This is a genomic window from Streptomyces sp. NPDC104313, assembly GCF_055583985.1.
Genome location: NZ_JBVJMW010000005.1, coordinates 111,367 through 136,566 on the forward strand (window position 1 = coordinate 111,367; position 25,200 = coordinate 136,566).

General features: G+C 71.1%; 18 protein-coding genes. 8 read left to right on the forward strand and 10 right to left on the reverse strand.

Annotated elements, in window-relative coordinates:
- Positions 1 to 523: 523 nt before the first annotated feature.
- The 3 genes from ACZ60Q_RS14060 (at position 524) to ACZ60Q_RS14070 (ending at position 3,140) form a co-directional block, all read left to right on the forward strand.
- On the forward strand, positions 524 to 1,177 hold the full coding sequence (locus tag ACZ60Q_RS14060) for a DUF6230 family protein (protein ID WP_469633051.1): 654 nt from the start codon (positions 524 to 526) through the stop codon (positions 1,175 to 1,177).
- 96 nt (positions 1,178 to 1,273) lie between these two features.
- Positions 1,274 to 1,819: a DUF6114 domain-containing protein gene (locus ACZ60Q_RS14065; RefSeq protein ID WP_469633054.1), complete on the forward strand. Its 546-nt coding sequence runs from the start codon at positions 1,274 to 1,276 to the stop codon at positions 1,817 to 1,819.
- Positions 1,809 to 3,140, forward strand: coding sequence for a hypothetical protein (locus ACZ60Q_RS14070; protein ID WP_469633056.1), 1,332 nt, complete (start codon positions 1,809 to 1,811; stop codon positions 3,138 to 3,140). Before ACZ60Q_RS14065 ends, ACZ60Q_RS14070 begins: the two co-directional genes overlap by 11 nt.
- A 116-nt stretch (positions 3,141 to 3,256) precedes the next feature.
- On the opposite strand, the gene pyk is transcribed toward ACZ60Q_RS14070, so the two are convergent.
- The 3 genes from pyk to pta all read right to left on the reverse strand — a co-directional run bounded on the left by pyk (position 3,257) and on the right by pta (position 8,156).
- The gene (gene pyk / locus ACZ60Q_RS14075) at positions 3,257 to 4,687 is read right to left on the reverse strand and encodes a pyruvate kinase (protein WP_469633059.1); all 1,431 of its coding nucleotides are present in this window, start codon (positions 4,685 to 4,687) and stop codon (positions 3,257 to 3,259) included.
- A gap of 128 nt (positions 4,688 to 4,815) precedes the next feature.
- Positions 4,816 to 6,036, reverse strand: coding sequence for an acetate kinase (locus ACZ60Q_RS14080; RefSeq protein WP_469633822.1), 1,221 nt, complete (start codon positions 6,034 to 6,036; stop codon positions 4,816 to 4,818).
- 38 nt (positions 6,037 to 6,074) lie between these two features.
- Positions 6,075 to 8,156, reverse strand: a complete 2,082-nt coding sequence (gene pta, locus ACZ60Q_RS14085; protein ID WP_469633062.1) for a phosphate acetyltransferase — start codon at positions 8,154 to 8,156, stop codon at positions 6,075 to 6,077.
- Between the two features lie 317 nt (positions 8,157 to 8,473).
- On the opposite strand from pta, the gene ACZ60Q_RS14090 reads away from it, so the two are divergent.
- Positions 8,474 to 9,499: an ATP-dependent 6-phosphofructokinase gene (locus ACZ60Q_RS14090; protein WP_469633065.1), complete on the forward strand. Its 1,026-nt coding sequence runs from the start codon at positions 8,474 to 8,476 to the stop codon at positions 9,497 to 9,499.
- Positions 9,500 to 9,581: 82 nt separating this feature from the next.
- On the opposite strand, the gene ACZ60Q_RS14095 is transcribed toward ACZ60Q_RS14090, so the two are convergent.
- The 3 genes from ACZ60Q_RS14095 to ACZ60Q_RS14105 form a co-directional block, all read right to left on the reverse strand.
- Positions 9,582 to 10,286 (reverse strand): XRE family transcriptional regulator, encoded by a 705-nt coding sequence (locus ACZ60Q_RS14095; RefSeq protein WP_469633068.1) that lies wholly within the window; start codon positions 10,284 to 10,286, stop codon positions 9,582 to 9,584.
- A gap of 181 nt (positions 10,287 to 10,467) precedes the next feature.
- Positions 10,468 to 11,142 carry a response regulator gene (locus tag ACZ60Q_RS14100; protein WP_469633070.1) on the reverse strand — a complete coding sequence of 225 codons (675 nt, stop codon included), beginning with the start codon at positions 11,140 to 11,142 and terminating at the stop codon, positions 10,468 to 10,470.
- On the reverse strand, positions 11,139 to 12,869 hold the full coding sequence (locus tag ACZ60Q_RS14105; RefSeq protein WP_469633073.1) for a sensor histidine kinase: 1,731 nt from the start codon (positions 12,867 to 12,869) through the stop codon (positions 11,139 to 11,141). The genes ACZ60Q_RS14100 and ACZ60Q_RS14105 overlap by 4 nt, the downstream gene beginning before the upstream one ends.
- Before the next feature lie 158 nt (positions 12,870 to 13,027).
- Here ACZ60Q_RS14105 and ACZ60Q_RS14110 point away from each other — a divergent pair, with 158 nt between their 5' ends.
- The 4 genes from ACZ60Q_RS14110 to trxA all read left to right on the forward strand — a co-directional run bounded on the left by ACZ60Q_RS14110 (position 13,028) and on the right by trxA (position 16,776).
- Complete coding sequence (locus ACZ60Q_RS14110; RefSeq protein ID WP_469633076.1) at positions 13,028 to 14,392, forward strand: cation:dicarboxylate symporter family transporter; 1,365 nt, start codon at positions 13,028 to 13,030, stop codon at positions 14,390 to 14,392.
- Positions 14,393 to 14,607: 215 nt separating this feature from the next.
- Positions 14,608 to 15,894, forward strand: coding sequence for an LAETG motif-containing sortase-dependent surface protein (locus ACZ60Q_RS14115; protein ID WP_469633078.1), 1,287 nt, complete (start codon positions 14,608 to 14,610; stop codon positions 15,892 to 15,894).
- A gap of 85 nt (positions 15,895 to 15,979) precedes the next feature.
- A complete protein-coding gene (locus tag ACZ60Q_RS14120) occupies positions 15,980 to 16,390 on the forward strand; it encodes a MerR family transcriptional regulator (protein WP_469633080.1) in 411 nt (136 codons plus the stop codon).
- Entirely contained in the window at positions 16,387 to 16,776 is a 390-nt protein-coding gene (gene trxA / locus ACZ60Q_RS14125) for a thioredoxin (RefSeq protein ID WP_469633082.1), read from the forward strand. The genes ACZ60Q_RS14120 and trxA overlap by 4 nt, the downstream gene beginning before the upstream one ends.
- 145 nt (positions 16,777 to 16,921) lie before the next feature.
- On the opposite strand, the gene glgB is transcribed toward trxA, so the two are convergent.
- From glgB to ACZ60Q_RS14145, 4 genes are all read right to left on the reverse strand, one after another.
- Positions 16,922 to 19,336, reverse strand: a complete 2,415-nt coding sequence (glgB, locus tag ACZ60Q_RS14130) for a 1,4-alpha-glucan branching enzyme (protein WP_469633084.1) — start codon at positions 19,334 to 19,336, stop codon at positions 16,922 to 16,924.
- 123 nt (positions 19,337 to 19,459) lie between these two features.
- Positions 19,460 to 20,881: a maltokinase N-terminal cap-like domain-containing protein gene (locus tag ACZ60Q_RS14135; protein WP_469633086.1), complete on the reverse strand. Its 1,422-nt coding sequence runs from the start codon at positions 20,879 to 20,881 to the stop codon at positions 19,460 to 19,462.
- Positions 20,882 to 21,112: 231 nt separating this feature from the next.
- Positions 21,113 to 22,819 carry a maltose alpha-D-glucosyltransferase gene (treS, locus tag ACZ60Q_RS14140; protein ID WP_469633089.1) on the reverse strand — a complete coding sequence of 569 codons (1,707 nt, stop codon included), beginning with the start codon at positions 22,817 to 22,819 and terminating at the stop codon, positions 21,113 to 21,115.
- Positions 22,816 to 24,846, reverse strand: coding sequence for an alpha-1,4-glucan--maltose-1-phosphate maltosyltransferase (locus tag ACZ60Q_RS14145; protein WP_469633091.1), 2,031 nt, complete (start codon positions 24,844 to 24,846; stop codon positions 22,816 to 22,818). The genes treS and ACZ60Q_RS14145 overlap by 4 nt, the downstream gene beginning before the upstream one ends.
- Positions 24,847 to 25,200 lie beyond the last annotated feature (354 nt).

A 25,200-nucleotide genomic window follows, 5' to 3' on the forward strand; every position in this document is an offset into this window, starting at 1 on the left:
ACCAAATCTTGACAAAGATGTGAGCTATTACTCCCGGTAAGGCGGGCTGGTGGGTCTGTCTCGTTTCCATGAGGTTTCGCGCAATTCCGATGCCCCTTTCGTGCCACCCTGTGCCGTCGCGTGATGCCGCCCTGCCGTCCTGTGGTTATCGAGTCGTTACTAGCCAGTAATGATGCCCCTTGTGTCACGGCCGTGAATGCACCACCATCGGCCACGCTCGGTCCCATACCTCCAGTCCGGTCTCCAGCCGGTGTCCGAGGGTCTGTTGGGTCCCCACCGAGTGGTCGGCGGCAGTGGCGCCGACCGCGGACAGGGGGGTTCCCGCCCACGGGCGGGGCCTGTCCGACCGGCTGCGCGGAAAGCGCGGCCAGTGGTTGTCGCTCGGGGGTGAACGCCGGTGGATCGGATGCGGGACACGTCTCCGTCCGCGGGCGCTCTCCTTCCCGAGGACGTAGCACTTCTCCCATCCCAGGACGGGCACGATGCCCGGCCGGAGATGTACGTCCGAGAAGAAGGAGCACGTATGAGTTCCCAAGTTCGCGGTGGGACGAGATGGAAGCGGTTCGCGCTGGTCATGGTGCCGAGCGTCGTCGCCACGGCGGCGGTGGGCGTCGGCCTCGCACAGGGCGCGCTCGCCGCGTCGTTCAGTGTGTCCGGGCAGAGCTTCAAGGTCAGCACCGACAAGCTGGACGGCGAGGACTTCGTCCAGTACGGCAGCGTCGCGGTCGGTAAGGACCTCAACGGCAAGAAGGTCTCGCACGCGGTCGCGGTGTCGGGCTTCAGCAGCGCCACGATCACCAACATGTGCCAGTCGGTGGTCACGCCGAAGGTTCCCTTCATCGGCAAGAGCGTCAGTCTCGAGCTGAGGGCCGGCACCGACCCGGACAGGCCGGTCAGGGCCACCAACCTCTACCTGGACATCGCACAGCTGGACGCCGACGCCGACTTCGAGAACATTGACATCGGTGTCGCGGCCGGTTCGCTGAAGAAGGAGCACAGGCCGAACGGGATAGGCATCCAGCCCGGCACCACCGCCAACGAGGCGGGCTTCGCGCAGCGGGCCGACCGGGCCGTTCTGACCAAGGTGAAGCAGACGGCGTGGGCGACCACCGCCGGCACGTTCAAGCTCAGCGACCTGAAGCTGAGGCTGCACACGGGCGTCAAGGAGTGCTTCTAGCCCTCCGGCCAGGGTGGCCGGAACGTCCCCTCAGGGCTTTCCGGCCACCCATCCTCCCCATCTCACGGCAGTACCGGTTCCAGGGAGCTGTTTTCCATGAGCCCCGAGTCCACAGGGCAGAACGAGCACTACATCCGCGTCCTTCAAAGACGCTTCCGCGCCTGGCGGGGTCACCGGCCTTTCTGGGCCGGACTGTTCACCATGGCCGGTGGGATTCCCATCGCCTACTTCCCGTACGCCAGCATGACGCTCGGCAACATGACGCTGGCCATGTCCACCACGGCCGGTGCCGGATCCCTGATCATCGGGGTCCTGCTGATCACGCTCGGTCTGACGATGTGGTACCACGGCATCGTGCGGGTCTTCGCGGGTGTTGCCGCCATCCTGCTCGCGCTGATCTCCCTCCCTGTCGCCAACATCGGCGGCTTCGTCGTCGGATTCGTCCTCGCCCTCGTCGGCGGAGCCCTGTCCATTTCCTGGGCCCCGGGCGATCCGAAGGGCGCCGGCGAGGCTCCGCTCGCCGAGCACCCTTACGAGGGGCGCTCCGAGGGCGAGTCGCACGGCGCCGCGGCCGTGCCGCGGCAGCGCTCCGGGTACGATCCGGCAGCCGACGCCGACGACGGGAGGCGCCGTGCGGGGTGAGGACGGTCAGTGGACGAACGTCTACCCCGGCAACAACCTCCGCGAGCGCAGGGGCCCCCGTCACGCGGCCCCCAGGAAGTCGCTGCTGGCCAAGCTCCACCTGCCCAGCGGAAAGAAGGCGCTGGCGCTCGCCGCGATGCCGACGGCGGTGTTCGTGGGCATGGGGCTGACACCCAAGCTGGCCCTGGCCGACGAACGCGGCGACATCCCGTTCGCGCCGGGCCCCTGTGTCACCCGGTCCGACGAGCCGAGCGGGTCCGGGTCGCCGAAGGCCACCCCGTCCCCGTCCCCGTCCCCGTCGGCCACGGCGAAGGACGAGGCAGAGAGGGACGCGAAGCCCGGCGACGACACCACCGCCACGCCCACGCCCACGCCGTCGGCCGGCGGTTCCACCTCCGGGGCGAAGCCCGACGCGAGCGCGGACACGTCGGCGCAGTCCGCCGGGGAGACGCCCACAGAGGCGCCCTCCGCGACTCCGACGCCCACGAAGTCGAAGAACCCGCTGGACCCGCTCGGCGCCGGTGACGCGCTCAAGGACCTCTTCGACGGGCCCGGCAAGAAGGCCGAGGAGCCGACGAGTTCGTCCCCGAGCCCCACGACCGGGGCCCCGAAGCCGTCCGACGAGCCGAGAGCCCCGGCCGGGAGCGCCGCGGACAAGGCGAAGGAGACGTCCGACAGGACGGCCGACGCCCTCCGCGAGGCGGCCGAGAAGGCGGGCAAGGACGTCGAGGAGCTCGACGAGGACGTCAAGGGACTCGACCCCAGGAAGGACGAGGACATCCCGGACGGCGCCAAGCCCCGCTTCCCGTGCCCCGTGCCCGACCCGGACGCGCTCGCCAAGGCCGAACTGGAGCCCGGCATCCCGCTGGTCCCGTCCGACCCGTGGACCCTGGAGTCGACGCTGCTCACCCTCAACGGCCTGGACTACCACGGCATCGTCGAGGTGAAGAAGGCGGACGGCACCCTCAAGAAGGTGCTGAAGTTCACCGCCGACTCCATCGACATCAAGGACCTGCACCAGCTGACCGTCGGTCCGATGGGCACGACGGGCCATGTGAAGTCGCGGCCCGGTTCGACGTCGACGATCCGTGACGGCGAGGTGACGATGTACACGGAGGAGCTGAAGGGCAACCTCTTCGGTCTCATCCCGATCACCTTCAGCCCCGGGACCCCGCCGCCGCTGAACATCCCCTTCGCCTTCTTCACCGAGGTGAGGGTGGTTCAGGCCGGCCAGTTCGGCGGCACGCTCACCGTTCCGGGACTGGAGAACTTCTTCGACGGCGGCCAGGGCCAGAACCCAAGATCTTCATCGGTCCTCTAGAAAAAACTGGCAGCCCGACCCCGTCCCCGACCCCGTCCGGGAGCCGCACCTCAACGACTGTGGGCCGCACTCCTGATGAGGAGTACGGCCCACAGCCGTTGAGGTGCGGGGTGCGGTCAGTCCCGCTCGCCGCCGCCCAGGTGGTGCACCCGGACCATGTTGGTGGTGCCGGGGATGCCGGGGGGCGAGCCGGCGGTGATGATCATCGTGTCGCCGTCGTTGTAGCGGTTCAGCTTCAGCAGCTCCGCGTCGACCAGATCGACCATCGCGTCGGTGTTGTCCGCGTGCGGGACGACGTGCGACTCGACGCCCCAGCTCAGCGCGAGCTGGTTGCGGGTGGCCTCGTCCGTGGTGAAGGCCAGGATCGGCTGGGCCGTGCGGTAACGGGAGAGGCGGCGGGCGGTGTCGCCGGACTGGGTGAAGGCGACCAGGGCCTTGCCGTCCAGGAAGTCCGCGATCTCGCAGGCCGCGCGGGCCACCGAACCGCCCTGCGTACGGGGCTTCTTGCCGGGGACCAGCGGCTGGAGGCCCTTGGAGAGCAGCTCCTCCTCCGCGGCGACGACGATCTTCGCCATCGTCTTGACCGTCTCGATCGGGTAAGCGCCCACCGAGGATTCGGCGGACAGCATGACCGCGTCCGCGCCGTCCAGGATCGCGTTGGCGACGTCGGACGCCTCGGCGCGGGTCGGGCGCGAGTTGGTGATCATCGACTCCATCATCTGGGTCGCCACGATCACCGGCTTGGCGTTGCGCCGGCACAGCTCCACCAGGCGCTTCTGCACCATCGGGACCTTCTCCAGCGGGTACTCGACGGCCAGGTCGCCGCGGGCCACCATCACACCGTCGAACGCCATGACGACGCCCTCCATGTGCTCGACCGCCTGCGGCTTCTCCACCTTGGCGATGACGGGGACCCGGCGGCCCTCCTCGTCCATCACCTTGTGGACGTCCTTGACGTCGTCGGCGTCCCGGACGAAGGAGAGGGCGACCAGGTCGCAGCCCATCCGCAGCGCGAAGCGCAGGTCCTCGACGTCCTTCCCGGACAGGGCCGGGACGTTGACCGCCGCGCCGGGGAGGTTGATGCCCTTGTGGTCGGAGATGACACCGCCCTCGATGACGATGGTCCTCACCCGGGGGCCCTCGACCGCCACGACCTTCAGCTCGACGTTGCCGTCGTTGATCAGGATCGGGTCGCCCTTGACGACGTCGCCGGGCAGACCCTTGTAGGTCGTGCCGCAGATCGACTTGTCGCCGGGGACGTCCTCGGAGGTGATGGTGAACTCGTCCCCGCGGACCAGCTCGACCGGGCCCTCGGCGAACTTCGCCAGCCGGATCTTCGGGCCCTGGAGGTCGGCGAGCACGCCCACCGCGCGGCCGGTCTCGGCGGCCGCCTTGCGGACACGGTCGTAACGGCCCTGGTGTTCCTCGTGGGTACCGTGACTGAAGTTGAAACGGGCCACGCTCATGCCGGCCTCGATCAGAGCGACGAGCTGCTCGTGGGAGTCGACGGCGGGACCGAGGGTGCAGACGATTTTGGAACGGCGCATGAGGCGGATCCTATCGGTTTGTTTCACTGCGGAATATTCCGGCTGGTGGAAGATACAAAGGGGCGCGGGGGCGCTCAGTTGTCGACCGGTCCGAGGTCCCGGATCGGGACGCCGCCCGAGGTTCCGGATCAGGGCGAACCGGGCCCCTCGACGAGCGCGAACGTCTGGTCGGCGATCTCCAGCTCCTCGTCCGTCGGCACCACGGCGACCGCCACCCGGGCGTACTCCGGCGAGATCAACCGCGGCTCCGCGGACCGTACGGCGTTGAGCGAGGCGTCCACCGCCATGCCCAGCTCCTCCAGGCCCGCGATGGCAGCTTCCCGCACCGGAGCCGCGTTCTCCCCGACCCCCGCCGTGAACGCCACCGCGTCCACCCGGCCGAGCACCGCCGTATAGGCGCCGATGTACTTCTTCAGCCGGTGGATGTAGATGTCGAAGGCCAGCGCGGCCCGCTCGTCGCCCTCGTCGATCCGGCGGCGGATCACCCGCATGTCGTTGTCGCCGCACAGACCGACCAGCCCGCTCTTCTTGTTGAGCAGGACGTCGATGTCGTCGGTCGACATGCCCGCCACCCGCTCCAGGTGGAAGGTGACCGCCGGATCGATGTCCCCGGAGCGCGTACCCATCACGAGACCCTCCAAGGGCGTCAGCCCCATGGAGGTGTCCACGCACCGCCCGCCCTCGACCGCCGACGCGGACGCCCCGTTGCCCAGGTGCAGCACGATGACGTTCACGTCCTTCGGCGCCCGGCCCAGCAGCTCGGCCGTCCTGCGGGAGACGTACGCGTGCGAGGTGCCGTGGAAGCCGTAGCGGCGGATGCGGTGCGCGTCGGCGGTCTCCACGTCGATCGCGTACCGTGCTGCCGCCTCCGGCATCGTCGTGTGGAACGCCGTGTCGAAGACCGCGACCTGCGGCAGGTCCGGCCGCAGTGCCCGCGCCGTGACGATGCCCGTGATGTTCGCCGGGTTGTGCAGCGGCGCGACCGGGACGAGGCGCTCGATCTCTTCCAGCACCTCGTCGGTGATCACGGTCGGGGCGCTGAACCTCAGCCCGCCGTGCACCACCCGGTGTCCGATCGCGGCGAGTTCGGGGGAGTCGAGCCCGAGGCCGTCCGCCGCCAGCTCCTCGGCCGCGGCCCTGAGCGCCGCGGCGTGGTCCGCGATCCGGCCCGTACGCTCACGGGGCCCGGCGCCGCCGCCGGTCAGCGGGGTGTGCACCAGGCGTGAGGTCTCCTCGCCGATCCGCTCGACCAGGCCCGAGGCGAGCCGGGAGCGGTCGCGCATGTCGAGGAGCTGGTACTTCACCGACGAGGAGCCGGAGTTGAGGACGAGGACGCGCTGAGGTTCCACAGGGGCTGCCGTGCTTTCGTGGTCGGGGCCGGAGGTCGTCATGCGGGGCGCTCCTCGCCCTGTGCCTGGATCGCCGTGATCGCCACGGTGTTGACGATGTCCTGGACGAGCGCGCCGCGCGACAGGTCGTTGACGGGCTTGCGCAGTCCCTGGAGCACCGGACCGACCGCCACCGCCCCCGCCGAGCGCTGCACGGCCTTGTAGGTGTTGTTGCCGGTGTTCAGGTCGGGGAAGATCAGCACGGTGGCCTGCCCGGCCACCTCCGACCCGGGCAGTTTCGTCGCCGCGACGGACGGCTCGACCGCCGCGTCGTACTGGATCGGCCCCTCCACCCGCAGCTCGGGCCGCTCCGCCCGCACCCGCTCGGTGGCCTCGCGCACCTTGTCGACGTCCGCTCCGGAGCCGGAGGTCCCGGTGGAGTACGACAGCATCGCGATCCGGGGCTCCACGCCGAACCGGGCCGCCGTCACCGCCGACTGCACCGCGATGTCCGCGAGCTGTTCCGCGTTCGGGTCCGGGTTGACCGCGCAGTCGCCGTACACGAGGACCTTGTCGGCCAGGCACATGAAGAAGACGGACGACACGATTCTGGCGTCCGGCTTCGTCTTGATGATCTCGAACGCCGGGCGGATGGTGGCCGCCGTGGAGTGCACCGACCCGGACACCATCCCGTCGGCAAGCCCCTCCCGCACCATCAGCGTGCCGAAGTAGTTCACGTCCGCCACCACGTCGACGGCCAGCTCCACCGTCACTCCGCGGTGCGCGCGCAGTTCGGCGTACCGCTCGGCGAAGACGCCCCGCAGCTCCGAGGTGTGCGGGTCGATCAGCTGGGTGTCCGCGAGGTCGATGCCGAGGTCGGCGGCCTTCTTGCGGATCACGTCCACGTCGCCGAGCAGCGTGAGGTCGCAGACGTCCCGGCGCAGCAGCACGTCGGCGGCGCGCAGCACCCGCTCCTCGGTGCCCTCCGGCAGCACCACGCGCTTGCGGTCGGCGCGGGCCTGCTCCAGCAGCTCGTGCTCGAACATCATCGGCGTGACCCGTCCGCTGCGGGCCACCGAGATCCGGTCGAGGAGGGCGCCCGTGTCGACATGGCGCTCGAACAGGCCGAGGGCCGTCTCCGCCTTCCGGGGCGTCGCCGCGTTCAACTTGCCTTCGAGGGAGAAGAGTTCGCCGGCGGTGGGGAAGGATCCGCCGGCCACCGACACGACCGGGGTCCCCGGTGCGAGCCGGGCGGCCAGCGTGAGTATCTCCTCGCCGGGGCGCTCGTCCAGGGTCAGCAGCACGCCCGCGATGGGCGGGGTGCCCGCGCTGTGCGCGGCCAGCGAACCCACCACCAGATCCGCCCGGTCCCCGGGGGTGACCACCAGGCAGCCGGGTGTCAGCGCGTTCAGCAGGTTCGGCAGCATGGCCCCGCCGAACACGAAGTCCAGCGCGTCGCGCGCGAGCCCCGAGTCGTCGCCGAGCAGCACCGTGCCGTTCAGCGCCGCGGTGATCTGGGCGACCGTGGGCGCCGAGAGCGCCGGATCGTCCGGCAGGACGGAGACGGGCACCGGCAGCCGGGCCGCGAGCCGCTCCGCGATGCTCTCGCGGTCCTCGGCGGCGACCCGGTTCACCACCATGGCCAGCACGTCGCAGCCCAGTCCCGCGTAGGCGCGGTAGGCGTTACGGGTCTCGGCGCGGACGGACTCCGCGTTCTGCCCCTTGCCGCCGACCACCGCGATCACCGAGGCCCCGAACTCGTTGGCCAGCCGGGCGTTCAGCGCCAGCTCGTCGGGGAGCTGGGTGGCGGCGAAGTCACTGCCCAGGACCAGGACCACCTCGTACTCGCGGGCCACCTGGTGGAAACGCTCGACGAGCCGGGAGACCAGCTCGTCCGTGCCCTTCTCCGCCTGCACGGCGGAGGCCTCGTGGTAGTCCAGGCCGTATACGGAGGCCGGGCTCTGGGAGAGCCGGTAGCGGGCCCGGAGCAGCTCGTAGAGCCGGTCGGGTCCGTCGTGGACCAGCGGACGGAAGACACCGACCCGGTCCACCTGACGCGTCAGGAGCTCCATGACTCCCAGCTCGACGACCTGACGGCCGTCACCCCGGTCGATCCCGGTCACGTACACGCTGCGCGCCACGCGTGCTCTCCCGTCCTTGTGTTCGATGCCGCGACCCGCGGGCGTCCGGACGTGCGGTGATACCCCCGTGCCCGCCCGGTGATCCGCCGGGTGCGGCATTGGCCTGCATTGCCTCTTGACGATACCTGCGGGGGCCGCTATACCGCCCGCCGGAGGTATACGGCCTTCGGACTCCTCCTACCCGTTTCCGGCCCCAGGCCCGGCCGAGAGCGCGGGGTCGGTGCCGGACGTGGGACAATCGTCCTGGTTCAGGGCACGGGGGCCGCCACGGTCGGCCTCCCGGAAAAGCGCGACTAGCGAGCAGGAGACACACCTCGATGCGCATCGGAATTCTCACCGCGGGCGGCGACTGCCCCGGCCTGAACGCAGTGATCCGGTCGGTCGTCCACCGGGCCGTGGTCGGCCACGGCGACGAGGTCATCGGCTTCGAGGACGGCTTCAAGGGGCTGCTCGACGGCCACTTCCGCCCCCTCGACCTCAACGCGGTCAGCGGCATCCTCGCCCGCGGCGGCACCATCCTCGGCTCGGCCCGCCTGGAGCGCGACCGGCTGCGCGAGGCCGCCGAGAACTGCGAGGAGCTGTCCCGCCGTTACGGCATCGACGCGCTCATCCCGATCGGCGGCGAGGGCACGCTCACCGCGGCCCGCATGCTCTCCGACGCCGGCATGCCGGTCGTCGGTGTCCCGAAGACCATCGACAACGACATCTCCTGCACCGACCGGACCTTCGGGTTCGACACGGCGGTGGGTGTCGCGACCGAGGCCATAGACCGTCTCAAGACCACCGCCGAGTCCCACCAGCGCGTGATGGTCGTCGAGGTCATGGGCCGGCACGCGGGGTGGATCGCGCTGGAGTCCGGCATGGCCGGCGGCGCCCACGGCATCTGCCTGCCCGAGCGCCCCTTCCAGGTCGACGACCTGGTCAAGATGGTCGAGGAGCGGTTCGCGCGCGGCAAGAAGTTCGCCGTCATCTGCGTCGCCGAGGGTGCGCACCCGGCGGAGGGCTCCATGCCGTACGCCAAGGGCGAGATCGACCAGTACGGCCACGAGCGCTTCCAGGGCATCGGCAACCGCCTGGCCATCGAGCTGGAGACCCGGCTCGGCAAGGAGGCCAGGCCGGTCATTCTCGGCCATGTCCAGCGTGGCGGCACACCGACCGCGTACGACCGGGTGCTCGCCACCCGCTTCGGCTGGAACGCCGTGGAGGCCGTGCACCGCGGCGACTTCGGCCGGATGACCGCCCTGCGCGGCAACGACATCGCCATGGTCCCGCTCGCCGAGGCCGTCACCCAGCTGAAGAGGGTGCCCGCCGAGCGGATGTACGAGGCCGAGCAGGTCTTCTAGGTCCGGCTCCCCGGACGGTTTCCCGGACGGGTGATCCGCAACCGCACGGGCCGCCCGGGCCGCCCGGGCGGCCCGGGCGGGGTCACACCCCGGCGGTCCGCCAGAACTGGTCCACCACCCGGGACAGGAACGCCCGGCCCGCGTCGCCCGTCGACCCGGAGCGTTCCTGGCCCGTGCCGCTCCAGCTCAGCGTGGAGACCATCAGGGCCTGGTAGTCGGCGTGCAGTTGTTCCAGCACGTCCTGGATCAGCGCCCGGTCCAGCGGGACGATCTTGGCGACCGGGCGGACGTACGCCTGCCAGCGTGTGGTGACCGCGCTGCTCAGGAGCTCCGCCAGCTCCTCGTCGCGGCCGGTCGCCGTCAGGAACTGCGCCGCCGTCAGGTCCAGCGCCCGGCGCAGCGCCGCCGACTGTTTCTCGTTGCCCCGCCACCGCCCCGACTCCTCCATCCGCAGGTACGAGGCGCCGGTCATCCCCAGCCGGCGGGCCAGGTCGTCCACGCTCAGATCGTGGGTCATCCGGTGCTCGCGCAGGGTGGTGGCGGCCGCGAGCAGTTCCCCGGGGGCGCACCAGAGGACGCCGGCGAGGGCGGTCAGCTCGCGCTCCCCGGGCGTCGCGAGGCCGCGTTCCCAGGCGATGACGGTCTCTGCGCTGATCCGGAGTCCGTACTGGGCGGCGAGCCCGTAGGCGACATGGCCGGGAGCCATCCCCAGAGCCTCGCGGAGACGGCGCGCGGCGGGGGCGTTGAATGGCGGGGTGGGGTGCACGGGCCCACCGTAGAAGTCCATTTCCGGCTTGGCTACGGTACGTTCCCCACAGATCACGCTTCGTAGGAACCTCCAGCCGCGAACCGGGCGGGCGGTACGCGAGTACCGCCCCACCAGCGCTTTCTTTTGCTTCTCCGCGGCGGCGCACCACCACCGTGAAAATCGTCGGCAAGCGCTTGTCGGCCATTTCGGCGCCGGTCGGTCAGCGCCCCGAGACCAGCCAGCGGTAATGCAGTTCAGGTCGGCCGACCTGCCCGTAATGCGGACGCCGCGTGGCGCTGCCTACGGTCACGAGGTGCTCCAGGTACCGCCGGGCCGTGATCCGCGAGATGCCCAGCCGCTCCCCGGCGGCGGCCGCCGTCACCCCCTCCGGTGACTCCTTCAGCACCCGGGTCACGGCCTCCAGCGTCGGCCCGCTGAGCCCCTTGGGCAGGGTGGCCGGATGCGCGACCCGCAGCGCGCCCAGCGCCCGGTCCACCTCCTCCTGCCCGCTCGCCTCCCCGGCGGCGCCCCGGAACTCCGCGTACCGCACCAGCCGGTCCCGCAGTGTGGGGTACGTGAACGGCTTCAGCACGTACTGCACGACGCCGAGCGACACTCCCTCCCGCACCACCGCGAGATCCCGCGCCGAGGTCACCGCGATCACGTCCGCCCCGTGGCCGGAGGCGCGCAGCGAGCGCAGCAGTCCCAGTCCGTGCCCGTCCGGCAGATAGAGGTCGAGCAGCAGCAGATCCACCGGCGTGCGTTCCAGCGCCCGCACCGCCGCCGCCCGGGTGTGCGCCACCGCCGTCACCGTGAAGCCCTCCACCCGCTCCACGTACATCTGGTGGGCGTCGGCGGCCACCGGATCGTCCTCCACCACCAGTACCCGGATCATGCCGTGACCTCCTTGTGCGCGGGCGCGGCCCCGGACGTGGACTCGGCCCCGGGCTCGGGCGCGGGCCGCGAACCTGTCGCCGTGCGGGCCGGAAGCGGCAGCCGTACGGTGAACCGCGCGCCGCCGTCCGGACCCGCGTCCAGCTCCACCGTGCCCCCGTTGCGGTGGGCCGCCTGTCGCACCAGCGCCAGACCGAGCCCGCGCCCCGCCCCGTGCGTCGACCAGCCGCGCCGGAACACCTCGTCCGCCGCCTCCGGGCCGATGCCCGCCCCGGTGTCCGCGACCCGCAGCAGCAGCCCCCGCTCGTCCGCGAGCGCGGTCACGGTGACCCGGGCCCGCCCCGCCGGACCCCCGGGCGACCGGGGCGCGGGCACCGTCCCGGAGCCGTCGTCGGCGCCGTCCGAAGCCGCTTCCACCGCGTTGTCGATCAGATTGCCCAGGATCGTCACCAGATCGCGCTGGGCCAGCGAGGGCGGCAGCGCCCCGTCGTCGATCAGGCTGTCGTCCGCGAGCACCAACTCCACGCCGCGCTCGTTCGACTGGGCCGCCTTGCCGAGCAGCAGCGCCGCCAGCACCGGCTCCTCCACCGCCCCCACCACCCGGTCGGTCAGCACCTGGGCCAGCTCCAGCTCCGCCGTCGCGAAGTCCACCGCCTCCTCCACCCGGCCCAGCTCGATCAGCGACACCACGGTGTGCAGCCGGTTCGCCGCCTCGTGGGCCTGGGAGCGCAGCGCCTGCGTGAATCCGCGCTCGGAGTCCAGCTCACCGGAGAGCGCCTGCAATTCGGTGTGGTCCCGCAGGGTCACCACCGTGCCGCGCCGCTCACCGCCCACCACCGGACGGGTGTTGACCACGACGATCCGCTCCGCCGTCAGGTGCAGCTCGTCCACCCGGGCCTTGGACGCCAGCAGCGCCCCGGTCAGCGGCGCGGGCAGGGCCAGCTCGTCGACCGTACGGCCGACCGCCTCCGCGTCCGGCGCCAGGCCCAGCAGCTCCCGCCCGGCATCGTTGATCAGCGCGATCCGCCGCCGCCCGTCCAGCATCAGCAGCCCCTCGCGCACCGCGTGCAGGGTGGCCTGGTGGTAGTCGTGCAGCCGGCTCAGCTCGGCCGCGTTCATCCCGTGGGTGTGCCGCCGCAGCCGGGCGTTGATCACGTAGGTGCCGATGCCGCCGAGTGTCAGCGCCCCGCCCGCCGCCAGCGCGAGCGCGCCGAGCTGGTCCCGTACCTGCGAGGAGACCCGGTCCACGGTGATGCCCGCGCTGACCAGGCCGACGATCCGCCCGTTGTCGCGGATCGGGGTCACCACCCGGATCGAGGGGCCCAGCGTGCCGGTGTACGTCTCGGTGAAGGTCTGCCCGCGCAGGGCCTTCGCGGTGTTCCCGAGGAAGGTGTCCCCGATCCGAGCCGTGTCCGGATGCGTCCAGCGGACCCGTTCGGTGTCCATGATCGTGATGAAGGCGATCCCGGTGTCCTCGCGCACCCGCTCCGCGTACGGCTGGAGTGCGGCGGACGGGTCCGGGGTGCGGATGGCCTCCCGTACGGAGGGGGAATCGGCCACCGCCAACGCCGCCACCCGCACCTGCCGGGCGGCCGTATCCTCGGCCTGCGCGCTGCCCGAGACGTACGCGAAGACGGCGCACCCCGCCACCACCGCCGCGATGAGCACGACCTGCATGGCGAACAGCTGGCCCGCCAGGCTTCGGGGGAGGGTACGGGGGAGGCGCATACCCCACAGTCTGCCTCGCCCGCCGGACTTGCTCCGGGTGGCCGAAAAGTGACCGTGAACGATATGAACGCAAGGGTGACCGGGGTCACAAGGCGGTGGATAGTCGCCGAAGCCCCCAGGGACGGGGGCGCAAGCCCACCGAGCCGAGGAGCCCCACGATGGCTGTGGCAGCCAAACAACGGGACCGCACCCACTACCTGTACATCGCCGTGATCGCCGCCGTGGCGCTCGGCATCCTGGTGGGCTTCGCGGCCCCCGGGGTGGCCGTCGAGCTGAAGCCCATCGGCGCCGGCTTCGTGAACCTGATCAAGATGATGATCTCGCCGATCATCTTCTGCACGATCGTCCTGGGCGTCGGCTCGGTGCGCAAGGCCGCCAAGGTCGGCGCGGTCGGCGGTCTGGCGCTGGGCTACTTCCTGGTCATGTCGACCGTGGCCCTCGCCATCGGCCTGCTGGTCGGCAACGTCCTGGAGCCCGGCTCCACCCTCCAGATCACCGAGCAGGCGCGGGCCGCAGGTGAGGCGCAGGCGTCGGGCGCGAGCGAGTCCACCGTGGACTTCCTGCTCGGCATCATCCCGACCACGATCGTCTCCGCCTTCACCGCGGGCGAGGTCCTCCAGACCCTGCTCGTCGCGCTGCTCGCGGGCTTCGCGCTCCAGGCGATGGGCTCGACCGGCGAGCCGATCATCCGCGGCATCACCCACATCCAGCGCCTCGTCTTCCGCGTCCTCGCCATGATCATGTGGGCCGCCCCGGTCGGCGCGTTCGGCGCGATCGCCGCGGTGGTCGGCGAGACCGGCCTCGACGCCCTGAAGTCCCTGGCGATCATCATGATCGGCTTCTACGTCACCTGCGCGCTGTTCGTCTTCGTGGTGCTCGGTGCGATCCTGCGCCTGGTCGCCGGGGTGAACCTGTTCTCGCTGCTGAAGTACCTGGGCCGCGAGTTCCTGCTCATCCTGTCCACCTCCTCCTCCGAATCGGCCCTGCCGCGGCTGATCGCAAAGATGGAGCACCTGGGCGTCAGCAAGCCCGTCGTCGGCATCACCGTGCCGACCGGCTACTCCTTCAACCTCGACGGCACCGCGATCTACCTCACGATGTCCTCGCTGTTCATCGCCAACGCCATGGGCGACCCGCTCAGTGCGAGCGAGCAGATCTCGCTGCTGATCTTCATGGTCATCGCCTCGAAGGGCGCGGCGGGCGTGACCGGCGCGGGCCTGGCGACCCTGGCCGGCGGACTCCAGTCCCACCGCCCCGAGCTCGTCGACGGCGTCGGCCTGATCGTCGGCATCGACCGCTTCATGAGCGAGGCCCGCGCCCTGACCAACTTCGCGGGCAACGCGGTCGCCACGGTGCTGGTCGGCCACTGGACCAAGGAGATCGACAAGGACCGGGTGAACGAGGTGCTGGCCGGCCGGGTCCCGTTCGACGAGAAGACCCTCGTCGACGACCACGCCCCGGCGGGCGGCTCCGGCGAGGTCCCCGAGCAGCGGGACGCGGCCGGGGAGCCCGCCAAGGTCTGACCCGCGCCACCGGCCCCACAGCCACCGCGGCACCCCCCACCCAAGGACACCCGTACCCCCGGTACGGGTGTCCTGGCGTTCGTGGCCGGTATCGATCCCTTGTGTCCGTGTTCTGTCACGACCGTTCCGGCGGCACAACCCTCCGTGTCCGGCACCGGTCTTGAGAGGTGAAGGACCGCAGTCCGCTCAACGAGCCCCACGACCGAAGGACTTCCATGCGTATCCCCCCTTCCCGCAGCCGTACCCTGCGCGGCGGGACCGCCGCCGTAGCCGCCGCCGCGCTGGTGGCGCTGGGCGCCGTGCCGGCGCTCGCCGACGAATCGGAGCCGGATCTCGGCGTCGGAACGATGCGGCCGGTCAAGGGGGTTCAGCCCGGAAGTTCGTTCTCGACTCCGCTCACCTTCCTCAACAAGGGGACGGCGGAGGTGCCCGCGCTCTGGGTGACGTACGCCGTGTCGCCGGGCCTGAAAGCGGACGAGACGCACAAGAACTGCACCTACTACACCCTCACCTCCTACGACGAGATGCCCGAGACGAACGTCGCCTCCTGCCGCGTCGAGCAGCCGCTGAAGCCGGGCGTCGTCTACGGCACGCAGAAGCCCGTCTCGCTCAAGGCGCTCGACTCCGCGTTCCGCGACGACCTGCGGGTGTCGATCGGCGTCCACGAACCCGACACGGGCGACGGCGGCTCCACCGAACCGGTGCCGGGCACCGGCGACCCGCTCACGCTCGTGGAGAAGGGCCCGGCCACCGACGCCGACGTGAAGAACCACCCCGAGCCCTTCGCCGAGGCCGACGTGACCGTCGCCAACACCGCCGACTTCGCGCTGACCGGCGCCGAGCTGAAGGGCGAGGCCGGCGACAAGGTCACCGCGACGGTGAAGTTCGTCAACAAGGGCCCCGCCCGTGTGCAGGGCAACGGCGGCGAGAGCGTGACCACCGTCGACATCCGCGTCCCGAAGGGCACGTCCGTCGTCAAGGCGCACGGATACTGCGAGGCGGTCACCAAGACGCACTACCGCTGCGGGACCTCGCAGTCCTGGGTGGATGTGGACGGCGGCGAGAGCTACCCCATCGTCCTGCGCATCGACAAGGCGGTCGGCCGCACCACCGGCGAGGTCTCCTTCAGCGGGCAGGGGCGCCCCTTCGACCGGAACGCGGCCAATGACACCGCGCGGATCGTGATCGACACCGGCAAGGAATCCGGCACCCCCGGCTCCACGGGCGGCAGCGGTTCCACCGGCTCCACGGGCGGCTCCTCGTCCACCGGTTCCACCGGTTCCACCGGTTCCACGGGCGGCACCGGCGCCGCCGGCGGCTCCGCCGACACGGGCGGCTCGGCGACCGGCGGCGCGACCCCGCAGACGACCGGCGGCGGCAACCTCGCCGCGACCGGCTCGGACTCCACCATGCCGATCGCCGGCATGGCGGCCGCGGCGGTCGCCGCGGGCGGCGGCATCATCTGGGCGGTGCGCCGACGGTCGGCGGCCCGCGCCAACTGACGACATGGTCCCGGCCCGTTTTCGGGCCGGCGCGCCGCGCCGTCGCCCTTGCGTTGACGTCGACGTCAAGGAATACGTTCGTCCCATGCGAATCGGGGAGCTGGCGAGAGCGGCCGGGACGACGACGCGGACGCTCCGCTACTACGAGTCGCGCGGACTGCTGCCCGCGCGGCGCGCGCAGAACGGCTACCGCAGCTACGACGAGGGCGACCTGCGTCTCCTCCAGCAGATCCGGATCCTGCAGGACTTCGGGTTCGACCTGGAGGAGACCAGGCCCTTCGTCGACTGCCTGCGCGCCGGCCACCCGGCCGGGGACTCCTGTCCCGCCTCGCTCGCCGGCTACCGGCGCAAGCTCGACGAACTGGACGCGTTGATCGGTCAGCTCACGTCGGTGCGCGCCGAGGTCGGCACACAGCTGGTCCGAGCCGAACTGGAGGCGTCGGCCGCCCTGCCCGGTGGCCCGGCGCCCCGCTGCGAACTGGGAGGACACCCATGATCCGGACCGAAGGCGTCATCGACGTCACCGAGGAGACCTTCGAGGCGCAGGTGCTGGAATCCGCCCTGCCCGTGCTGGTCCAGTTCACCGCCGACTGGTGCGGCCCCTGCCGTCAACTCGCCCCGGTGCTGGGCGAGATCGCCCGCCAGGAGGCCGATCGGATCAGGATCGTCCAGCTCGACGTCGACCGTGAACCCGGGATCGGCGTCCGGTACGGCGTGCTGGCGACACCCACGCTGATGGTCTTCCGGGCGGGCGAGCCGGTCAAGTCGATGGTCGGCGCCCGGCCCAAGCGGAAGCTGCTCCAGGAGTTGGCGGACGTCCTCGCCCCGGCCACCGACCTCGACCGCCCCGACCTCGACACCTTCGGTGAAGGGCGTATCTGACCGTCACAGGGGTTCCGGCCCGAGTCCTGGCCGAGCCTCGTCGAGGTGATCGCCGCCGGTCACTGACCCCCGGTGGACGGGGGAGGGGCCCGCACCACGTCGTCATCGACGCGGTACGGGCCCCGGGTGTTCCTCCCCGTACGGGCTACGCCGGGCGGAACCACACCGTCGACAGCGGCGGCAGCGTGAGCGAGATGCTGCACGGGCGGCCGTGCGCGGGCACCGCCTCCGCCTTCAGCCGCTCCTCGTTCCGCACATCGCCGCCGCCGTAACGGGCGGCGTCGGTGTTCAGGACCTCCACCCAGCCCTCGGTGCCGGTCTCCGGCACCCCGAGGCGGTAGTCGCTCCGGACCGCCGGGGAGAAGTGGGAGACCGAGAGCAGCGGGGAGCCGTCCGCGTCATACCGAAGGAACGCGAACACGTTGTCCTCGGCCGCGCCGCCGTCCACCCAGCTGAACCCCTCCGGGACGGTGTCGCGCTGCCACAGCGCGGGCACCGCCCCGTACACCGCGTTCAGGTCGCCGACCAGGGTCCGCACCCCGCGGTGGTCGCCGGACGCCCCGTAGGAGGGGTCCAGCAGCCACCAGTCCGGTCCGTGCCCCTCGGACCATTCCGCTCCCTGGGCGAACTCCTGGCCCATGAAGAGGAGTTGCTTGCCGGGGTGGGCCCACATGAAGCCCAGATAGGCGCGGTGGTCGGCGCGCTGCTGCCACCAGTCGCCGGGCATCTTCGACACCAGCGCCTGCTTGCCGTGCACCACCTCGTCGTGCGAGATCGGCAGCACGTAGTTCTCGCTGTACGCGTACACCATCGAGAACGTCATCTCGTTGTGGTGGTACTTGCGGTGGACCGGCTCCTTGGCGATGTACTGGAGCGAGTCGTGCATCCAGCCCATGTTCCACTTCAGCCCGAAGCCCAGGCCCCCGCCGTCGGTGGGCCGGGTGACGCCGTCCCAGGCGGTGGACTCCTCGGCGATGGTGACGACACCGGGGTTGCGGCGGTAGACCGTCGCGTTCATCTCCTGGAGGAAGGCGACCGCGTCCAGGTTCTCCCGGCCGCCGAACTCGTTCGGCGACCACTGGCCGTCCTCGCGGGAGTAGTCGAGGTAGAGCATCGAGGCCACCGCGTCGACCCGGAGCCCGTCGATGTGGAACTCCTCGCACCAGTACGTCGCGTTGGCGACCAGGAAGTTGCGGACCTCCGTGCGGCCGTAGTCGAACTCCAGCGTTCCCCAGTCCGGGTGCGCCGCGCGCCGCGGGTCGGAGTGCTCGTAGAGCGGGCGTCCGTCGAACTCGGCCAGCGCCCAGTCGTCGCGCGGGAAGTGTGCCGGAACCCAGTCCATGATCACGCCGATGCCCGCCCGGTGCAGCGCGTCCACCAGGAAGCGGAAGTCGTCCGGGGTCCCCATCCGCGAGGTCGGCGCGTAGAACCCGGTGACCTGATAGCCCCAGGAACCGCCGAAGGGATGCTCGGACACCGGCATCAGCTCGACGTGCGTGAAGCCCAGCTCCTTGACGTAGGCCGGGAGCTGCTCGGCGAGTTGACGATAGGTCAGGCCCGGCCGCCAGGACGCGAGATGAACCTCGTACACCGAGAACGGGGCCTCGTGGACCGGCCGGTCGCCCCGGTGGGCCATCCAGTCCGCGTCCTGCCACGCGTGGTGCGAGGCGGTGACGACCGAGGCGGTCGCGGGCGGCACCTCGGCGCGCCGGGCCATCGGGTCGGCCCGTACCGTGTGCGAACCGTCCGGGCGGCAGATCTCGTACTTGTACAGCGCGCCCTCGCCGACCCCGGGCAGGAACAGCTCCCATACCCCGGTCGAGCCGAGCGAACGCATCGGGAGGCCCGTGCCGTCCCAGTAGCTGAAGTCACCGGTGACCCGTACACCGCGCGCGTTCGGCGCCCAGAGGGTGAACCGGGTCCCGGCCACCTTCTGGTGGACCATCGGCTCCGCACCGAGCGCCCGCCACAGCTCCTCGTGACGGCCCTCGCCGATCAGGTGCAGATCGAGCTCGCCGATCGCGGGCAGGAAGCGGTACGGGTCCTCCACCTCGATGGTGCTGTCGTCGTACGCCACTTCGAGGCGGTACGCGGGGGCCTCCGGAACCGGCAGCACGCCGGAGAAGAAGCCGTCGCCGTCGTCGTGCAGCTCGGCCCGCAGCCCGGTCGCCAGCACCGTGACGGACCGCGCGAACGGTCGCAGCGCCCGTAGCAGCACCCCGCCGGGGACCGGGTGCGCGCCGAGCACGTCGTGCGGCGCGTGGTGGTCACCGGCCAGCAGCCGGCCGCGGTCCGGGCCGTCCAGGGCCGGTGCGGGGCGGGCGCCCTGGCCGTCCCCGGCCTGCCGGGGGCGCGGGGGGCCCGCGTCGGCGCGCCGGGGCCGGGCGCGCTCGGCGGTCGCGGTCGCGGCCCCCGTGGCGGGCGCCGGCTCCGGCGTCGGTGCGGCCGCCACGTCCACCGCGGCTGCGGCAGCGGCGTCGACGGGCGCCTCGGCGGGGAACTCGACGGGGACTTCGGCTGTCTTGCGGGATGCCTTGCGGGACGGCTTGCGGGCGGTCACAGGGACTGCCTCCTCGAAGGGTGAAGGGGAGAAGCAAGGGGCGAGGGGGAGGAGCGGTCAAGGGGAGAAGCGGTGCTGGAGGGGGGCGGGAGAGAGGGGTGGCGGGGGCGGGAAGGGGCCGGTTCAGGCCGCGGCGGACCGGGCCAGCCGCTGGATGGCCGCCATCGGAACCGGCAGCCATTCGGGGCGGTGCCGGGCCTCGTACAGCACCTCGTACACGGCCTTGTCGGTCTCATGGGCGCGCAGCAGCTCCGGTTCGCCGCGCGGGTCGCCGCCCGACGCCTGCGCGTAGCCCTCGCAGTAGGCGGCACGGCAGCGGGCCGCCCACTCCGGGTTCCACGGGCGGTGCGAGCGGGCCGCGTAGTCGAAGGACCGCAGCATGCCCGCGACATCGCGGACCGGGGGCGCGGGCAGGCGGCGCTCGCGCAGCGGGCGGGCCGGTTCGCCCTCGAAGTCGATCAGCGACCAGAAGCCGTCGGCGGAGCGCAGCGTCTGCCCGAGGTGGAGATCGCCATGCACCCGCTGCTGGGCGCAGCCGCTGCCCCGGACCCCGAGGTCCGTCACCGCCTCGAACGCGGCGAGCAGTCCGGGGACGTGCGGTACGAGCGCCGGGACCGCCTGGGCGGCGGCCTCCAGCCGCTGGGTCATCCGGGAGACGAGCTGCCGGGTCTGGGTGCCGCGCAGTGCCGGGGTCGGCAGCGCGGCGGCGAGCGCGGTGTGCACCTCGGCGGTGGCCCGGCCCAGCGCCCGCGCCTCCGGCAGGAAGTCGCCGCCCGCGGCGAGCGAGGCCAGCGCGAGCTGCCAGCCGTCGCGCGCGTCGCGCAGGAAGGGCTGGAGGACGCCGAGGGTGAGCGGTTCGGGTCCTGGCGCCTCGAACCAGGCCACCGGGGCCGGTACCCGCTCGCACCCCGCGCCGCTGAGGGCGAGCGGCAGTTCCAGGTCCGGGTTGGTGCCCGGGAAGACGCGCCGGAAGATCTTCAGGATGAACGCGTCTCCGTAGACGAGCGAGGAGTTGGACTGTTCGGCGTCCAGTACCCGGGGCGTGAGACCGGCCGGGATCGCGGCGGTCCGCTCGAAGCGCAGCGGGCCGAGGCTCCCGGGGCGGCGGAAGCGTTCCAGCAGCAGATCGGCCAGCCGCGGGTCGTACAGCGCGTCGTAGACGGTCCGTCCGGCGAGCGGGCCCCACTCCACCCGGCCGATCAGGGCGCCCACGAGGAGCGGCGGCGGTGACGTTCTCGCACCGAGGAGCAGTTGGTAGCAGTCCTCGGCCGGGCCGGCCTGGTGGGAGGGCTGCTCGACCCGCAGCAGCAGATGCAGCAGCCCCGGGCCCGCCGTGCCGTTCAGCGGCAGCATCTCGGTGGCCGAGACCAGGGAGAAGCCGGTGACCGGCCGGCCCTTGCCGGCGAACCACCGCTGCCGGGGCAGCCAGGCGTGGAGCAGCGGGGCGAGCGACGGGAGCAGACCCCCGTCCGTCGTGACTCCGGCCGTTGCGTTGTTCCTCGTGCTCTTCGCCAGGGCGACGTGAGTGGATGCAGTCTCCGACATGGCATCGCGTCCTTTCCCCGGGCACACCACAGGATGCGAAGAGTGTCCCGGATTGCGGCAATGGCTGTCCGGCTGTGCGGGACGTGTCGGGAGAGGAGGGTCCTTACGGACTCGAACGGCGGAACGGTGAAGACCGAAAGCGCCGGAACCGTGAAGGCCCAAGGCCTTTCATCGGGGTCGGGGCGCCCCGTGCGGGATGGTGGAAACCGTCCCGCACGGGGCGGGCGGAGCTCAGGCCGGCGGTGCGTCCTTGCGCAGCCGGAACCAGTAGAAGCCGTGTCCCGCAAGGGTCAGCAGGTAGGGCCACTGGCCGATGGCCGGGAAGCGTACCCCGCCGATCAGTTCCACCGGATGACGTCCGTCGAACGACCGCAGGTCCAGCTCCGTCGGCTGCGCGAACCGCGAGAAGTTGTGCACGCACAGGACGAGATCGTCCTTGTACTCGCGGGTGAACGCCAGCACCGCCGGGTTGGAGGAGGGGAGTTCGGTGTACTCGCCGAGACCGAAGGCCGGATTCTGCTTCCGGATCTCGATCATCCGGCGGGTCCAGTGCAGCAGCGAGGACGGCGAGGCCATCGACGCCTCGACGTTGGTGACCTGGTACCCGTAGACCGGGTCCATGATCGTGGGGAGGTAGAGCCGCCCCGGATCGCTGGAGGAGAAACCGGCGTTGCGGTCGGGCGTCCACTGCATCGGGGTGCGCACCGCGTCCCGGTCGCCCAGCCAGATGTTGTCGCCCATCCCGATCTCGTCCCCGTAGTAGAGGATCGGGGAGCCGGGCAGCGACAGCAGCAGGGCGGTGAACAGCTCGATCTGGTTGCGGTCGTTGTCCAGCAGCGGGGCCAGGCGCCGGCGGATGCCGATGTTGGCGCGCATCCGCGGGTCCTTGGCGTACTCCGCGTACATGTAGTCGCGCTCTTCGTCCGTGACCATTTCGAGGGTGAGCTCGTCGTGGTTGCGCAGGAAGATGCCCCACTGGCAGTTCTTCGGGATCGCCGGGGTCTTGGCCAGGATCTCGGAGACCGGGTAGCGGCTCTCGCGGCGCACCGCCATGAAGATCCGCGGCATCACGGGGAAGTGGAACGCCATGTGGCACTCGTCCCCGCCCTGCTCGTAGTCGCCGAAGTAGTCGACGACGTCCTCCGGCCACTGGTTGGCCTCGGCCAGGAGCACGGTGTCCGGGTAGTTGGCGTCGATCTCCTTGCGGACCCGCTTGAGGAAGTGATGGGTCTCGGGGAGGTTCTCGCAGTTGGTGCCCTCGCGCTGGTAGAGGTAGGGCACCGCGTCGACCCGGAAGCCGTCGATGCCCAGGTCCAGCCAGAAGCGCAGGGCCGCGAGGATCTCCTCCTGCACCGCCGGGTTCTCGTAGTTGAGGTCCGGCTGGTGCGAGAAGAAACGGTGCCAGTAGTACTGCTGGCGCACCGGGTCGAAGGTCCAGTTGGACGTCTCGGTGTCGACGAAGATGATCCGGGCGTCCTGGAACTGCTTGTCGTCGTCCGCCCAGACGTAGTAGTCGCCGTACGGCCCGTCCGGGTCGGTGCGGGACTGCTGGAACCACTCGTGCTGATCGCTCGTGTGGTTCATGACGAAGTCGATGATGACGCGCATGCCCCGCTGGTGCGAGGCGTCCACGAACTCGACGAAGTCGGCGAGATCGCCGAACTCCGGCAGGACGGCGGTGTAGTCGGAGACGTCGTAGCCCCCGTCGCGCAGCGGCGACTTGAAGAACGGCGGCAGCCAGAGACAGTCGACGCCGAGCCACTGGAGATAGTCCAGCTTGGCGGTGATGCCCTTGAGGTCGCCGATTCCGTCTCCGTTGGAGTCCTGGAAGGACCGGACGAGCACCTCGTAGAAGACGGCGCGCTTGAACCAGTCGGGATCGCGGTCCTTGGCGGGAGTGTCCTCGAACGTGTCGTGGACAGGCTCATTGACGATCATGGTGTGGGTGACCCTCCGGTCGGCGGGGACGGTCGCAGGACGGCGACGTGCGCGGGCGTGATGCCCGGTTCCAGGCACACGTAGAAGGTCCTGCCCCAGTGGTAGGTATCGCCGGTGAGCTCGTCGCGCACCGGTACGCGCTCGTGCCATGAGAGGCCGAGCCGCTCCATGTCCAACGAGACCGTGGCCTCCTGGGTGTGGTGCGGGTCGAGGTTCACGACCACCAGAACGGTGTTCGCTCCGGAGCGCTTGCTGTAGGCGATCAGCGCTTCGTTGTCGGTGTGGTGGAAGTGGACGTCGCGCAGCTGCCGCAGAGCGGGGTTACGCCGGCGGATCCGGTTCAGCGAGGTGATCAAGGGGGTCAGCGTGCGCCCCTCGCGTTCGGCCGACTCCCAGTCCCTCGGGCGCAGTTCGTACTTCTCCGAGTGCAGGTACTCCTCGCTCCCCGGCTTGGCCGGAGTGTTCTCGCACAGCTCGAATCCCGCGTACACGCCCCAGGACGGGGAGAGCGTCGCGGCCAGGACCGCCCGTGCCTCGAAGGCCGGGCGGCCGCCCTCCTGGAGATGGCCGGGAAGGATGTCGGGGGTGTTCACGAAGAAGTTGGGCCGCATGGAGAAGGCGGCCTCGCCGGACAGCTCCGTGACGTACTCGGTCAGCTCCCGCTTGGTGGTGCGCCAGGTGAAGTACGTGTACGACTGCTGGAAGCCGATCACGCCCAGGGTGTGCATCATCGCCGGGCGGGTGAACGCCTCCGCCAGGAAGATGACGTCGGGGTCGGCGCCGTTGACCTCCTCGATGACCTTCTCCCAGAAGACCACCGGCTTGGTGTGCGGGTTGTCGACCCGGAAGATCCGCACCCCGTGGCCCATCCAGAAGCGCAGGATGCGTACCGTCTCCGCCACCAGACCGCGCATGTCCTTGTCGAAGGCGATCGGATAGATGTCCTGGTACTTCTTCGGCGGGTTCTCGGCGTACGCGATCGAACCGTCGGGGCGGTGGTGGAACCAGTCCGGGTGCTCCTTGACCCACGGGTGGTCGGGCGAGCACTGGAGCGCGAAATCCAGCGCGATCTCCATCCGCAGATTGCGGGCCACCGAGACGAAGTGGTCGAAGTCCTCCAGCGTGCCCAGCTCGGGGTGGACCGCGTCGTGCCCGCCGTCCGGCGAACCGATCGCCCACGGCACGCCCGGGTCGTGCTCCCCGGGCGTCAGGCTGTTGTCCGGGCCCTTGCGGTGCGTCGTCCCGATCGGGTGGATCGGGGGCAGGTACACGACGTCGAACCCCATGGCGGCGACCGCCGGCAGCCGCTCGGCGGCCGTCCGGAAGGTGCCGCTGACCAGCCGGGTCACCGCGTCCGGCGAGGTGGCGGGCGAGTCGCCGGCGGGAGCCACCGGCTCCCGCCGCGCCCCCTCCGAGCGTGGGAACAGCTCGTACCACGAACCGAACAGCGCCCGCTCGCGCTCCACCCGCACCGCCAGCGGCTTGGAGCGGGTGACCAGTTCGCGCAGCGGATACCGGGCGAGGACCGCGTCGACGGCCGGGGTCAGCGCCGCGGCCGGCCGGGCGGCCGGCGGGTGGGCCGTGTCGCGCAGCGCGTCCACCGCGGCCAGCACCGCCTCCCGGCCGTGCTTCTTCGGGACGCCCGCCGCGGCCCGCTCCAGCAGCGCCGCGCCCTCCGCCAGCACCAGGTCCGTGTCGATGCCCGCCGGGATCTTGATCGCGGCGTGGTGCCGCCATGTGGTGACCGGATCGCTCCAGGCCTCCACCGTGTACGTCCAGCGGCCCTCGGAGGCCGGAGTGACGTCGGCTCCCCACCGGTCCGTCCCCGGGGCCAGCTCGCGCATCGGGGTCCACGGCCCGACCCGTCCACTCGGATCGCGCAGCACGACATTGGCGGCCACCGCGTCATGTCCTTCGCGGAAGACGGTGGCGCTGACCTGGAAGGTCTCACCGGTGACGGCCTTCGCCGCCCGTCTGCCGCAGTCGACGAGAGGACGGACGTCCAGGACGGGAATACGACCGATCATGGAATCACCTGAGGGCTGGAGGAGCTCGGCGTGCACGGGGGACGGCACGGGCGCGGAAGGCCGACCGCGCGTGCCGCGAAGACGGGGATCTGTCCTTTGTAGCCGCTCAGCTGTCCGCTGACGGGCTGTGGGCATGGCCGCTCCTGTCCGCGTTCACTCGAATGGCACTCGAATGGGTGGGTCGCGGGGGTTTCGCGCACGTTTCGGGATGCATGGAGAGCGTGTGCGGGCCGGGTCGTGCCGTCTACCGGGGAAGCCCTTCCCGCGTCCGCGGGTGGGAGATCCGGCGCTGCGGCGACCACTCGGTCGTAGCCGACCGCCCGGGCCCCGCCGCACGCGGCGCGTACGCCCCCG

Excerpts from the sequence above, each read along its gene's own strand:
- ACZ60Q_RS14060 (WP_469633051.1), top strand. The coding sequence starts at position 524 with ATGAGTTCCCAAGTTCGCGGTGGGACGAGATGGAAGCGGTTCGCGCTG.
- ACZ60Q_RS14065 (WP_469633054.1), top strand. The coding sequence starts at position 1,274 with ATGAGCCCCGAGTCCACAGGGCAGAACGAGCACTACATCCGCGTCCTT.
- pyk (WP_469633059.1), bottom strand. The coding sequence starts at position 4,687 with ATGCGCCGTTCCAAAATCGTCTGCACCCTCGGTCCCGCCGTCGACTCC.
- ACZ60Q_RS14090 (WP_469633065.1), top strand. The coding sequence starts at position 8,474 with ATGCGCATCGGAATTCTCACCGCGGGCGGCGACTGCCCCGGCCTGAAC.
- ACZ60Q_RS14095 (WP_469633068.1), bottom strand. The coding sequence starts at position 10,286 with ATGGACTTCTACGGTGGGCCCGTGCACCCCACCCCGCCATTCAACGCC.
- ACZ60Q_RS14100 (WP_469633070.1), bottom strand. The coding sequence starts at position 11,142 with ATGATCCGGGTACTGGTGGTGGAGGACGATCCGGTGGCCGCCGACGCC.
- ACZ60Q_RS14105 (WP_469633073.1), bottom strand. The coding sequence starts at position 12,869 with ATGCGCCTCCCCCGTACCCTCCCCCGAAGCCTGGCGGGCCAGCTGTTC.
- ACZ60Q_RS14110 (WP_469633076.1), top strand. The coding sequence starts at position 13,028 with ATGGCTGTGGCAGCCAAACAACGGGACCGCACCCACTACCTGTACATC.
- ACZ60Q_RS14115 (WP_469633078.1), top strand. The coding sequence starts at position 14,608 with ATGCGTATCCCCCCTTCCCGCAGCCGTACCCTGCGCGGCGGGACCGCC.
- ACZ60Q_RS14120 (WP_469633080.1), top strand. The coding sequence starts at position 15,980 with ATGCGAATCGGGGAGCTGGCGAGAGCGGCCGGGACGACGACGCGGACG.
- trxA (WP_469633082.1), top strand. The coding sequence starts at position 16,387 with ATGATCCGGACCGAAGGCGTCATCGACGTCACCGAGGAGACCTTCGAG.
- ACZ60Q_RS14135 (WP_469633086.1), bottom strand. The coding sequence starts at position 20,881 with ATGTCGGAGACTGCATCCACTCACGTCGCCCTGGCGAAGAGCACGAGG.
- treS (WP_469633089.1), bottom strand. The coding sequence starts at position 22,819 with ATGATCGTCAATGAGCCTGTCCACGACACGTTCGAGGACACTCCCGCC.
- ACZ60Q_RS14145 (WP_469633091.1), bottom strand. The coding sequence starts at position 24,846 with ATGATCGGTCGTATTCCCGTCCTGGACGTCCGTCCTCTCGTCGACTGC.